At 36.3% G+C, this 13,830-nt stretch carries 11 protein-coding genes; all 11 read left to right on the forward strand.

Annotated features, from left to right (window positions below; genetic code table 11):
• The first annotated feature begins 125 nt into the window (after positions 1 to 125).
• Positions 126 to 2,474 (forward strand): FtsK/SpoIIIE family DNA translocase, encoded by a 2,349-nt coding sequence (locus tag BR50_RS08805; protein ID WP_034547921.1) that lies wholly within the window; start codon positions 126 to 128, stop codon positions 2,472 to 2,474.
• Between the two features lie 257 nt (positions 2,475 to 2,731).
• Positions 2,732 to 3,784, forward strand: coding sequence for a BMP family lipoprotein (locus tag BR50_RS08810; RefSeq protein ID WP_034547923.1), 1,053 nt, complete (start codon positions 2,732 to 2,734; stop codon positions 3,782 to 3,784).
• A gap of 251 nt (positions 3,785 to 4,035) precedes the next feature.
• Complete coding sequence (locus BR50_RS08815) at positions 4,036 to 5,583, forward strand: ABC transporter ATP-binding protein (RefSeq protein WP_034549121.1); 1,548 nt, start codon at positions 4,036 to 4,038, stop codon at positions 5,581 to 5,583.
• Complete coding sequence (locus tag BR50_RS08820; RefSeq protein WP_034547925.1) at positions 5,576 to 6,643, forward strand: ABC transporter permease; 1,068 nt, start codon at positions 5,576 to 5,578, stop codon at positions 6,641 to 6,643. Before BR50_RS08815 ends, BR50_RS08820 begins: the two co-directional genes overlap by 8 nt.
• Before the next feature lies 1 nt (position 6,644).
• Positions 6,645 to 7,604: an ABC transporter permease gene (locus BR50_RS08825; RefSeq protein WP_034547927.1), complete on the forward strand. Its 960-nt coding sequence runs from the start codon at positions 6,645 to 6,647 to the stop codon at positions 7,602 to 7,604.
• 110 nt (positions 7,605 to 7,714) lie between these two features.
• Positions 7,715 to 8,977 (forward strand): EF-P 5-aminopentanol modification-associated protein YfmF, encoded by a 1,263-nt coding sequence (yfmF, locus tag BR50_RS08830; RefSeq protein ID WP_034547929.1) that lies wholly within the window; start codon positions 7,715 to 7,717, stop codon positions 8,975 to 8,977.
• A complete protein-coding gene (gene yfmH, locus BR50_RS08835; RefSeq protein ID WP_034547931.1) occupies positions 8,977 to 10,278 on the forward strand; it encodes an EF-P 5-aminopentanol modification-associated protein YfmH in 1,302 nt (433 codons plus the stop codon). The genes yfmF and yfmH overlap by 1 nt, the downstream gene beginning before the upstream one ends.
• On the forward strand, positions 10,275 to 11,000 hold the full coding sequence (gene ymfI / locus BR50_RS08840; protein ID WP_034547932.1) for an elongation factor P 5-aminopentanone reductase: 726 nt from the start codon (positions 10,275 to 10,277) through the stop codon (positions 10,998 to 11,000). The genes yfmH and ymfI overlap by 4 nt, the downstream gene beginning before the upstream one ends.
• Before the next feature lie 81 nt (positions 11,001 to 11,081).
• Positions 11,082 to 11,948, forward strand: coding sequence for a helix-turn-helix domain-containing protein (locus BR50_RS08845; protein ID WP_245792774.1), 867 nt, complete (start codon positions 11,082 to 11,084; stop codon positions 11,946 to 11,948).
• Between the two features lie 90 nt (positions 11,949 to 12,038).
• Positions 12,039 to 12,620: a CDP-diacylglycerol--glycerol-3-phosphate 3-phosphatidyltransferase gene (pgsA, locus tag BR50_RS08850; protein WP_034547934.1), complete on the forward strand. Its 582-nt coding sequence runs from the start codon at positions 12,039 to 12,041 to the stop codon at positions 12,618 to 12,620.
• Between the two features lie 176 nt (positions 12,621 to 12,796).
• The gene (locus BR50_RS08855) at positions 12,797 to 13,732 is read left to right on the forward strand and encodes an IS30 family transposase (protein WP_034546361.1); all 936 of its coding nucleotides are present in this window, start codon (positions 12,797 to 12,799) and stop codon (positions 13,730 to 13,732) included.
• Positions 13,733 to 13,830 lie beyond the last annotated feature (98 nt).

The following is a 13,830-nucleotide window of genomic DNA, read 5'->3' on the forward strand; positions in this document are numbered from 1 at the left end:
TTAAATTTTAATGAAGAAAGGGGTAAGGCAGCAAAGGCTGTCTTATCCCTTCCTTCGTTTACTGCATTCCGTTTGAGCGTTATTTTGTGTATAATCAAAGAGAAATGTAAGGAGGGAAGAAAATCGTGGCAGTGAAAAAAAAGAATAAAACAATCAAAAAAAATGCGGAATACCATCTTTCTTTTGAAATTATTGGTTTGATTTTTATTATTTTAAGTGTTTTTTCAATCTCACAAACTGGTTTTGCGGGAATTTTTAGTGCGAATTTATTCCGTTTTTTTGTGGGCAATACTTTTATCATAGCAGCAATTTTAGTGGGGATCTATGGAGTCTACTTAGTTTTTAAAGGTAAGGAGCCTCTGTTTAGAAATAAACGAATCATAGGTTTTTCCCTTGTTTACAGTAGTTTGTTGTTAGTTCTACACGCCCGTTTGTTCGCACCAATTATCCATTCAGATATCAATGTGATCTCTGCTACTTTTCGTTTTTTTATAACAGATATGGCAAATAATGAAATCACACAACAACTTGGCGGAGGGATGATTGGAGCCACTTTTTATGCGGCTAGTTATTTTTTATTCTCACAATGGGGTACGTATTTCATCGCAGGACTCAGCTGCTTTTTTGGGATCTTCCTATTGTTTCAATTATCTTTTAAATCATTTTTGAGAAAATTAGGTCATATAGCGATATTTATTTGTCAAAAATTTAAGTCTGTAATGAGCAAGTTTAAAATCGCTATCCAACAAAAAATAAAATACGTAAAAAAATCATCTGAAACAGATGATACAAAAAAAGATAAGAAAGAAACGAAAGAAAAGAAAAATACAATAAAAACAGTAATAAACAAAGATCCAAGGAATCAATCAGTTGAAGAAGATAAAAATGAACAATTGAAGTTAGAGATTGACAACTATCAGAGTCGGGTTGAAAAACCTATGACAGAGAAAACAGCAGAAGTTGGCCTTGAGGATACTGAAGGAGGAACAATCGATTTCGAGATAGGAACTGAAAGAGAAAATATAGATTATCAGTTACCGCCTTCTCATTTGTTAAATGAAATACCGCAAAATGATCAGACCAACGAGTACGCTCTTATACAAAAAAATGTTCAAAAATTGGAAAAAACATTTAAGAGTTTTGGAGTAGATGCAAAAGTTACTAAAGCAAATTTAGGTCCTGCCGTGACAAAATATGAAGTTCAACCCGCTATTGGGGTGAAGGTAAGTAAAATCGTCAGCCTTAGTGATGATATTGCACTAGCGTTAGCAGCGAAAGATATTCGAATTGAAGCACCTATTCCAGGGAAATCATTTATTGGCATTGAAGTTCCAAATAATGAAGTGAGCTTAGTTTCTTTTAGGGATGTTATTGAAGGTCAAGTTCATAATGAAGAAAAGATGCTAGAAGTGCCTCTTGGAAGAGACATATCCGGCAATATTACGATGGCCGATTTATCAAAAATGCCTCACTTGCTTGTCGCAGGGTCTACAGGTAGTGGGAAATCGGTTTGTATTAACGGTATTATCACCAGCTTATTGATGAAAGCTAAGCCAAATGAAGTGAAATTAATGATGATAGATCCTAAGATGGTAGAATTGAATGTCTACAATGGTATCCCACATTTATTGACACCTGTTGTGACCAATCCTAAAAAAGCAGCTCAGGCTTTACAAAAAGTAGTTACTGAGATGGAAAGAAGATATGAACTATTTGCTGCTAGTGGAACGCGTAACATTACGGGATACAATCAGCATTTAAAAACGCACAATGAAGAAAATGGAGAAAATTATCCGATATTGCCTTTTATAGTGGTAATCGTTGATGAGCTGGCAGACTTAATGATGGTAGCTAGTAATGAAGTTGAAGATGCCATCATTCGTTTAGCACAGATGGCTAGAGCGGCTGGGATCCATATGATTCTAGCGACCCAAAGACCAAGTGTCGATGTCATCACTGGTATTATTAAAGCTAACGTACCTTCGCGTATTGCCTTTGCTGTTTCGAGTGGTGTAGATTCTAGAACAATAATAGATGGCAGCGGAGCAGAAAAATTGTTGGGTAGAGGAGATATGCTGTTCTTACCCATGGGAGAAAATAAACCAGTTCGTGTCCAAGGTGCATTTATTTCAGATGAAGAAGTTGAGCATATTGTTGCTTTTGTGACTGATCAACAGGGGGCAAACTACGTTGAGGAAATGATGCCCACAGAAGAAGCTAAAACGACACAGAGTGAGGTCCAAGACGAAGTTTATGATGATGCTGTAGCCCTGATTGTTGAAATGCAGACAGCTAGCATCTCTTTATTGCAACGTCGCTTTAGAATTGGGTACAATCGAGCCGCTCGGTTAATTGATGAAATGGAAATGCGCGGTATTGTTGGCCCATCTGAAGGAAGTAAACCCCGTAAGGTAAATATTACTCAAGTTCCCGGTGATGATCAATTATCAGAAATAGAAGTAGAGGAACATTAGTAAAAGTATCGTTTAAGTAATCAACTTTTTAAGAATGTTTTTTTAGAAAATGTCTTTTTAAACAAATGAAAGTCTCGAATGCAGACTAGATCGAGTGCAGTAAATTAAAAGTAGATTAAAAACTGAACGTTTTTCGGCTAAAACGTTTTCAACAATCACTTTTGTTGTTTATTTATTAAAATAAAGGTGGTAATATAAATACGAGGATGAATTAATGAGATATTAATTCGTACTAAAAAAAAATGGGGGTTTTTTGAGTGAAGAGTAGAAATTTCAAGAGTTTATTAACACTAGGTTTATTGTCAAGTTTAACATTGGCAGCGTGTGGTGCTGATGAAGGAAGTGATACTGCCTCAACTTCTTCAGGTTCAGAAAAAGATTATTCAATTGTCATGGTTACCGACGTAGGTGGAGTAGATGATAAATCATTTAATCAATCTGCATGGGAAGGTATGCAAGCTTGGGGAGAAGAACAGGGACTTGAAGAAGGACCCGAAGGTTACAGCTACATTCAATCTGATGAAGATTCTCAATTTGTTACAAACTTAAATACCGCTGTAAATAATAATTTTGATTTAATTTATGGAATTGGATATAAATTACAACCAGCAATGACAGATGTTGCTACTCAAAATCCAGACCAAAATTTTGTGATCATTGATGAAATGATTGAAGCAGATAACGTTGCTTCTGTATTATTTAAAGATCATGAAGCTGCATTTTTAGCAGGTGTTGCTGCTGCAGAAACAACTGAAAAAGACCATGTTGGATTTATTGGTGGACAAGAAAGTGCCGTTATCGACCGTTTTGAAGCCGGTTTTGTAGCAGGTGTTACAGCCGTTAACCCAGATATCAAAGTTGATGTTGAATATGCTGGTTCATTTGGAGATGCTGCTTTAGGCAAACAATTAGCAGCTGCAATGTATAGTTCAGGAGCAGATATCATTTATCATGCATCTGGAGATACAGGTAATGGTGTGTTTTCTGAAGCTATTGACCGCATGAACGCTAACCCAGATGAACAATTATGGGTAATCGGTGTTGACCGTGATCAAACTGCTGAGGGCGAATACGATGGTGGAAACTTAACTCTTACTTCAACACTTAAAGGTGTAGGTCAAGCTGTTCAAGATATCGCAAATGCATCAATGGAAGGAAACTTCCCAGGCGGTGAAGTCAGCAACTTTGGTTTAGCTGAAGACAGTGTAGGTATTACAGAGGGTGCTTTATCTGAAGAAGCAATCAAAACTGTTGAAGATTACAAACAACAAATTATCGATGGTGATATTACCGTTCCAGAAAAACCATAATTTTAGAGTAGACAATAGTTTAAGGAATAGATAAAGATAAAAGGACCGGGTAATTATATACCGGTCTTTTAGTCTCTATTGAGTTATAAAATGAGGTTTGAAATTTTCTATAAGTTGGCATTTATTTTTCTATTAAAATTAAAAGAGAAAATTTGATAATCGCTTGTCTGTAAAACAACTATAATAGATAATGGATTGAGCAAGAGAAAAGGAGTGAAACTATCGTGTCAGAATCAGTAAATGTCATCGAGATGAAGGGCATTACGAAACAATTTGGTGTTTTCAAGGCTAATGATAATATTAATTTGCAGCTTAAAAAGGGAGAAATACATGCTCTCTTAGGAGAAAATGGTGCTGGTAAATCGACTTTAATGAATATTCTTTCAGGATTGTTAGAACCTACTTCAGGAGAAATTTTAGTGAATGGACAAGTAGTAAACATAAGTTCACCGAGTGTCGCAAATAAATTAGGTATTGGAATGGTTCACCAACATTTTATGTTGGTTAAAAAATTTACTGTGACTGAAAATATCATTTTAGGAATGGAACAAACAAAAAATGGTTTCTTGGATAGAGAATCGGCAAAAAAAGACATAAAAGAATTGTCTAAAAAATATGGTCTGTTGATCGATCCTAGTGCAAAAGTCGAGTCTATTTCGGTGGGGATGGAGCAAAGGGTAGAGATTTTAAAAACGCTCTATCGTGGGGCTGATATCTTGATCTTTGATGAACCAACAGCAGTGTTGACTCCTCAAGAAATTGATGAATTGATCAATATCATGAGAGCCCTAACAAAAGAAGGAAAATCCATCATCTTAATTACACATAAACTTGACGAAATTAAAGCAGTTGCAGATCGTTGTACAGTTATCCGTCGTGGGAAAAGTATTGACACGGTAGATGTTTCCACCACATCTCCACAAGAGTTAGCAGACATGATGGTAGGGCGATCTGTATCTTTTAAAACAAAAAAGAAAGCTTCGCAACCAAAAGAAACAGTGTTATCGATCGAAAACATTGTTGTAAAGGAAAATCGTGGTTTAGAGGCCGTTAAAGGACTAAGCTTAGAAGTTCGGGCTGGAGAAGTTGTTGGAATCGCTGGAATCGATGGAAACGGACAAAGTGAATTGATCCATGCGATAACAGGTTTAACAAAGACTGAAAGTGGAAAAATCAAATTAAACGGGCAAGAGATCCAAAATAAATCACCACGTAAAATTACAGAGGTAGGATTAGGCCATATCCCAGAAGACCGTCAAAAATATGGACTTGTTTTACCAATGTCATTAGAAGAAAATCTGGTATTACAAACCTACTATAAAAAACCTTTGAGCCAGTATGGGATTCTAAATCAAAAAGAAATAAATAAATTTGCTTTGAAATTGATTGAAGAATTTGATGTACGTACGCAAAGCGAATCTGCTCCTGCTGGATCACTATCAGGTGGGAATCAGCAAAAAGCTATTATTGCTAGAGAAATCAATCGTGATCCTTCTTTGTTGATCGCTGCTCAACCAACTCGCGGACTTGATGTAGGAGCAATTGAATACATACATTCACGTTTGATTGAACAACGGGACAATGGAAAAGCTGTATTGATGATGAGTTTTGAATTGGATGAAATTTTAAATGTTTCTGATCGAATCGCTGTTATGTATGAAGGGAATATTGTTGCCATTGTAGATCCTAAAGAAACAACGCAACAAGAACTTGGTTTATTGATGGCAGGTACATCGCTTGAAAAAGCGCGCTCTTTGATCAAGCAAGAAAAGGGAAAGGAGGGTGTCAAAATTGACTAATAAAAGAGAAACATTAAATAATTTATTAGTGCCTTTACTATCTGTCGTCATGGGATTTATTCTTGGTGCTATCATCATGGTCATTTTTGGGTATGACCCGATAAGTGGATATTCAGCGATGGTCAATGGCGCTTTTGGCTCAAACTTTTATATTGGTGAAACGTTGAGGCAAGCAACACCGCTTATTTTAACGGCATTAGGTTTTTCTGTAGCCTATACTGCTGGATTCTTTAATATTGGGGTCGCAGGTCAAGCCTTACTAGGATGGCTCTGTTCTGTCTGGGTGGCTAATATATTTGCGGATCTGCCAGGATTTATTTTACTTCCTTTAAGTATATTAGGAGGAGTGGTAGCTGGTGCACTTTGGGCAGGGATCGCTGGATTTTTAAGAGCATATTTTAATACTAGTGAAGTTATTGTTACGATCATGCTAAATTATATAGCTCTTTATACAACAAATTATTTGATTCGAAATATTTTGACGGATTCAGCAGATGCAACGCCGCGTATTTCAGAAGGTGCTAGTTTGCGAGTTGGATGGATAACCGAATTAACAAGTAATTCTACACTCCACGCTGGGATCTTTATTTCATTAGTTATGGCGGTTGTTGTTTGGTTCTTAATGAAAAAAACAACTACTGGATTTGAAATCAGAACAGTTGGATTAAATCCGAGTGCTTCTGAATATGCTGGTATGAGTTCTAAACGTAACATTATTATATCTATGCTTATCAGTGGTGGTTTAGCTGGTTTAGGTGGAGTAATGGAAGGACTGGGAAATTTCCAAAATATCTTTACACAAGGTGCAATGCCAACAATTGGATTTGATGGTATGGCTGTAGCTTTGTTAGGGCTAAGTAACCCTGTAGGAATCATCTTTTCAGCTATTTTGTTTGGCGCATTGAAAATTGGTGGAAACAGTATGCCAATGATCTCAGGAGTTCCAACTGAAGTTGTCGATATTGTTATTTCATCTATTATCTTCTTTGTAGGAGCTAATTACTTAATTCGCTACTTTATTGACAAACGAGCTAGAGTGAATAAAGGAGGAGTGAAATAGGATGGATATCATAAGCTTACTTCAATTAATAGTTGCCTCATCGCTTGTCTACTCAGCTCCTCTTGTCTTAACGGCCCTTGGTGGAACATTCTCTGAACGAAGTGGTATCGTTAACGTAGGATTAGAAGGAATAATGGTTATAGGAGCATTTAGTTCAATTGTGTTTAATTTAACATTTGCAGGAGTTTTTGGTGATTGGACTCCTTGGATCGCCGCTTTAGTTGGTGGACTGATCGGTGTGATTTTTTCATTGATCCATGCGGTAGCGACAGTTAATCTAAGAGCAGATCACATTATCTCTGGTACAGTAATTAATTTAATGGCTCCAGCCTTGGCCATTTTCTTTACACGGGTATTGTATAATGGTGCTGGACAAACAGATCGAATTACAGAAAGCTTCGGTAAAGTAACGGTCCCCTTATTAAATCGTATCCCAATTATTGGCGATATTTTTTTCAAAGGAACTTCAGCACCTGCTTTTGCAGGAATATTAGTTGCCGTTATTTGTTGGGTAGTGCTCTTTAAGACCCGCTTCGGATTACGATTAAGATCTGTAGGAGAACATCCTCAAGCGGCAGATACACTAGGAATAAACGTTTACTTAATGAAGTATGCCGGTGTTATGTTATCTGGTCTGCTAGGTGGTATGGGTGGAGCTATTCAAGCTCAGTCTATCTCGTTAAGTTTCTCAGCTTCAACGATTGCTGGGCAAGGATTTATTGCCATGGCTGCAATGATATTTGGTAAATGGAATCCTCTAGGCGCAATGGGAGCAGCCATATTCTTTGGGTTTGCTCAAAGCCTAGGCGTGATTGGAAGCTATATTCCGATTATTCAAGACATTCCAAGTGTATGGTTGCAAATCGCACCATATGCTATCACGATCATTGTATTGGTTGGAGTAATCGGTAAATCTGAAGGGCCAGCAGCGGGTGGCAAAACATATATTAAATCAAAATAAGCATCATTTTTGCAACAACAGACGGATATGTCTGTTGTTGCTTTCTTTTTAGCACTTTTTATTTTAAGATAGACAATGAACAGTTTTTAAGTAAGAGGAGGAATAAAAGTATGTCTATTCAATTAAATGAAGGAGTTCATTTACACGTACTCCCCACTAAAAAGTATAAAACAATCCGTATCATGTTGAAATTTCGTGCCCCATTAAATAAAAAAACAATCACAAAACGGGCTATGCTAGCAAATTTATTAGAAACAAACAGCCAAAAATACCATACACAAACTGCCTTAAGAAGTGCCCTTTCAAATATGTATGGAGCTAACTTTGGAACAGCTGTCAGCAAAAAAGGGAATACTCATATTTTCTCTATCAATTTAAATCTAGTCAATGAAAAATATCTTTCAAAAGGGGATAATGTCTTACAAGAAGGAATTGATTTCTTAAAAGAAGTTATCTTCCAACCAAATGCAGAAAATGGTCATTTTAATGAAAAAACCTTTAAGAGAGAAAAAGAAAATTTAGTCGATTATTATGATTCACTTCTTGATGACAAACAAACATACGCGAGCCTTTCTTTGCAAGAGTTCTTCTTTAAAGGTGTCGATCAACAAACACCAAGTGTCGGTTCAAAAGAAGACTTAAAAGAAATATCGGCTACATCATTGCATGATTATTATCAAGATGTACTAAATCAAGATAAAATCGATATCTATGTTCTAGGCGATGTTAATGAAAATGAAATTCAGTCTGCTTTTGAGCAATTTGCTTTTTCTCCTCGTGAATCAATAAAAACAAGCAGTTTTTATGATGAACCGGCAGCTAGTGAAGTAGAAAATAAGACGGAGCAACAAGAAATTACCCAAGCCAAATTCAATCTAGGTTATACAACGAATGTTTTTTACCACGATCCGACGTATTATGCAGCACAAGTATTCAATGGTCTATTTGGTGGTTTTCCGCATTCAAAATTATTTATGAACGTACGCGAAAAAGAAAGTCTAGCTTACTATGCTGCTAGCTCCATGGATACATTTAGAGGGATGATGACTGTTCAAACAGGGATCGATGTTCAAAAAGTAGATCAGGTCAGAGAAATTATTGCATTGCAGTTGGAAGAAATGCAAGCCGGAAACTTTACAGATGAATCGATTTCTCAAACAAAAGAAATGTTAAAGAACCAACTATTCCAATCAGAAGATAACCCTGGATCCGTTATTGAACGTATCTATGCACTAGAGTTAGCTAAAGGAAAGATTCTTTCAATTGATGAATGGGTAGCGAGAATTGAGAAAGTTACTAAAGAAGATATAATTGAAGTAGCTAACAAAGTAAAGCTAAAAGCAACATTCTTTTTAACAGCGGAGGCGAAATAATGGAGAAAAAAAATTACGAACAATTACAAGAAACAATTTATACAGAAACACTAGACAATGGCTTACAAGTAACTTTATTGCCTAAAAATGATTTTCATAAAACCTATGGCTTATTTTCAACAAATTTTGGTTCGATCGATAATCAATTTGTCCCTCGTGGAAAAATTGAAATGATCACTGTCCCAGATGGTATTGCTCATTTTTTAGAACATAAACTATTTGAAAAAGAAGACGGAGATGTATTCAATACATTTGGTCGGTTGGGTGCCTCAGCTAATGCTTTTACAAGTTTTACTAGAACAGCGTATCTTTTTTCTAGCACTGATCATGTTTCAGAAAGTTTAAAGACATTATTAGATTTTGTTCAAGATCCCTATTTTACAGAAGCGACCGTTAATAAAGAAAAAGGTATCATTACTCAAGAAATTCAAATGTACGAAGATGAACCAGATTGGCGTTTATATTTTGGTATTTTAGGTAATATGTACCCGAAGCATCCATTACACATCGACATTGCTGGAACAGTGGATAGTATTATGAATATCACACCTGAATTGCTGCACGAGAATCATGCAACTTTTTATCATCCTAGCAATATGAATTTATTTGTAGTGGGAAAATTAGACCCTGAAGAAATGATACAGTTGATTCGAGAAAATCAGGCAAAGAAAAACTATCTCCCAGTCGAAACAATTGAGCGTATCTTTCCTGAAGAAACCATACATGATATTAAGGCATATGACTTTATTAAAATGCCTGTTAATCGACCAAAAAGCATTGTTGGAATAAAAGGAATAGATATAATACCAAATGGTATAAAAGCATTGAAATATAAAACGACCATGGATTTACTATTGACTTTATTGTTTGGTCCTACATCAGCAAATTATTTAGATCTATACGATAAGGGTATAATAGATGATAGTTTCTCTTATGAGTTTAATTTGGATCGTACATTCCATTTCGTTGATATTAGTGGAGATACGAAAGATTCTGCCATTTTCAGTGATGAAATTAAAAAGTTGTTACTTGATACTAAAAATAGTTCAGAATTAACTGAAGAAAATTTAGTGATAGTAAAAAAACGAATGATTGGCCAAGAACTTCAGTCTTTAAATTCGTTAGAATATATTGCTAATCAATTTAGTCAACCCTCTTATGGAGAAGCAACTTTATTTGATATTGTTCCCATTATCGAAAGCATCACACTGACAGATATTAAAAAAGCTGCCGAAAATTTTATGATTGAAGAGCATATGACTACTTTTCATATTTTACCAAAAGAGGCGAATGAAGCGTGAAATTTGCCTTGATCATGGGAGCAAGCGGTGATATTGGAAAAGGGATCGCTCAGGAATTAGCAGAAAAAGGTTGGTCCCTGTATTTGCATTATCATTCGAATACAGAAAGTGTTACAGCTCAGCTGTGGGATTACCAAGAGCGCTACCGTACACAAGATTTTTATGCAGTATCTTTAGATATGACTAAGGAAGAAGACATTCCTTTTTTTCTTAAGTCAGTCTACCAGGTAGATGTCGTTATTTTTGCTAGCGGCTTCACGACTTATCAATTATTGACAGAAGAGTCTTCTATGGATATGGAGCGCATGTGGGCAGTACATGTTAAAACACCCATCATTTTAATTCAACAGTTGCAAGATAAACTAGCCCGTTCGAGGCATGGAAGAATTATTTTTATCAGTTCTATTTATGGCGAAACAGGAAGTGCAATGGAAGTCCTTTATAGTACAACAAAAGGTGCTCAACTAGCCTTTGTTAGAGCTTATAGCAAAGAAGTAGCCAGCTTAGGGATAACAGTAAATGCTATTTCTCCAGGGGCTATTGATACTAAAATGAATCAAGAATTCACTTCAGCAGAAGTGAGGGAATTGGAAAGTGAGATACCATTAGGACGATTAGGAAGTATATCTGAAATCAGCTTTTGGGTTCTTCAACTAGTCGATAAAAGAAGTGCCTACATGACAGGTCAATCGATGGTCATCAGCGGTGGTTGGTTAAAATAGAAAAATTAATGTTTCTAAAGTATTAGGTATGTTATAATGCAAATGATATGAGATTTTCTCTTTAAGCAAGAGAATAGGTAGGTGAGACAGTTGAATGAAATTGGTGAAAAATTAAAACAAGCAAGAAAAGTAAAAGGATATACATTAGATGATTTGCAACAAATAACAAAGATTCAAAAACGTTACCTAATAGCAATCGAAGAAGGCAACTACGATGTCATGCCGGGGAAATTTTATGCTCGTGCATTTATTAAACAATATGCAGATACTGTTGGCTTAAATGGGGACCAATTACTAGAAGAATATACAGATGCAGTGCCACATGCCCATGATGAAGAATTTGTCGAAAAAGTTTACACGGGTCAAACACGTTCTGGAAAGAATATTGAGAATGAATTCTTGACAAAAGTTCAAAATAATCTGCCTACAATTTTGATTGGTATCCTAGCAGTAGCAATTGTGGCAGCTATTTATTTTGCTGTGATCCAAACAAGCAATCAAGGTGAGGAAGCCATGATCACAAAAGATTCTGAAGCAATAACTGTCTCTAGTGCTGAATCTATCTCGGAAAGCGAATCAGAGCCAACAACGGAATCAGCAGAGTCCGATGAAAGTGAAGAGGACGCTCAAGGAATAGAAATTTTATCTTCTACTGGATCGACTACAACTTATTCTGTTACCGGAACTTCTGAAGGCAGCATTTTGACATTAACAGCAACAGGTGGGGATTCGTGGATCAGTGTTGAAGGAGACGGGGCAATGATTGACGCTCAGTTAATAACAGATGGTTCTAATTTAGAATCAAAAATTCCAGATGACACGTCATCTTTAGTTATTGTAATTGGAAATACGCCTGCAACGAAGGTCAATCTTAATGGGGAAGATGTTCCATACGCTCCAGAATCAGAAAATTCTGTTCGACAAGAAATTGAATTTCAATTTGAATAAAATACTTTAATGTTTGACTGATAAAAGTTTTTGATAGGAACATCCTTACAAATATTTAACATATATCAATAAAGAGAGGAAGCAAAAAAGTTGAACTTGCCGAATAAACTTACTGTATTGAGAATTTTTATGATTCCGATATTTGTTATCATCGTATTAGCACCATTTGATTGGGGCGTTATTCATCTATTAGGTTCCACAATTGAAGTTACTCAATTGATAGGAGCTGTGCTATTTGCTTTAGCAAGTTTCACAGATTGGCTAGATGGGAAAATTGCACGCAAGCAAGGACTAGTAACAAATTTTGGTAAATTTGCTGATCCTTTAGCTGATAAAATGTTAGTTATGACTGCTTTAATTATTTTAGTTGGACAAAATCTAGCTCCTTCTTGGGTCGTCTCTATTATTGTTTGTAGAGAATTAGCAGTCACTGGATTAAGATTATTATTAGTGGAGCAAGGTGGAACAGTTTTGGCTGCTGCATGGCCGGGGAAAATTAAAACCGCTACGCAAATGATAGCTATTATTTTATTATTTGTTGATAATCTGCCATTTGAAGGAATCGGTTTACCACTTGCTTCAATCATGTTATATATTTGCTTGTTCTTTACTATTTATTCTGGTGTAGACTATTTTGTGAAAAACAGTGCAGTATTTAAAGGTCCAAAATAATAAAAATTGAAAAATAATTAGAAAAGATGGTGCTTTGAAATTGATTTCAAAATACCTTCTTTTTTTTTGGATGAATTGTAATATTAAGTGCAACACCCAAGACGAAATAAAAGAAACCCATGACGTCCTCGTATAGAATGAAGTTACCACACTACCATTCGATTGGAGGAGTTGTCATGAGCTACACTCATTTTACCATAACCGAACGTTCCAAAATAGAAGTCTATCTTGAACTTAAGATGTCCATTCGTACAATTGCGAAAAAGCTAAATCGCTCTCCCTCGTCCGTTTCTAGAGAATGCCAACGAAACCCAAACTACCAAGCGGAAAAAGCTCAAACATCTTATAATCAAAGGAAAGCTGCCTGCGGGGCTCATTCTAAACTAACAGCCTCGCTAAAAATAGTTATCCAAGAAAAGTTGGATCAAACGTGGTCTCCAGAACAAATTAGTGGCCGTTTACTTCAAGGATCCTTGACCTTCAAAACCATTTACCGCTGGATTTATGCCGGTTTGCTTGACGTGCCTTTGACGGTCTTGCGTCAGAAAGGGAAGCGTCAAAAACCAAAGGAAACAAGAGGTCGATTTGTTGTCGGCACACCGATTTCCAAACGGCCAAAAGAAATCAGAAAACGCACGACTTTTGGTCATTGGGAGTTGGATACTGTTGTCTCAGGTCGTGGTCAAGCGAAGGGCTGTGTTGCCACCTTTGTAGAACGTCAAACCCGTTGGTATAAAGCCATTCTTATACCGGATCGTTCCGCAAAGTCAATGGAGCGAGCCATTCGAACTCTTCATGCTCTTTATCCACGAGAAGCCTTTCAAAGCTTTACAACGGATAGAGGAAAAGAATTTGCCTGTTATACCGTGATTGAATCAGAGTTGAACATTCCAATGTACTTCGCTGATGCGTACGCTGCTTGGCAGAGAGGAAGTAATGAAAATAGTAATGGCCTTTTCAGGGAGTTTTTCCCAAAACGAACGAATTTTGATACCATTCTCACAGAGGAAGTTGAAGAAGCTCTTTCCTTGATTAATAATCGGCCCAGAAAATGCCTGGACTGGAAAACACCATACGAAGCGTTTATGGAAAAGGTGTTGCACTTAATTTGACAAACCGTCTTTGCTTATAAAAGTATGTTAAAATCAAGTTACCGAACGATAGACTTTTTTATCCTCTTTTCAAAGAAACTACAAAATAAAAATCAAGA

Origin of the sequence: Carnobacterium alterfunditum DSM 5972, from assembly GCF_000744115.1 — a bacterium.
GTDB lineage: Bacteria > Bacillota > Bacilli > Lactobacillales > Carnobacteriaceae > Carnobacterium_B > Carnobacterium_B alterfunditum.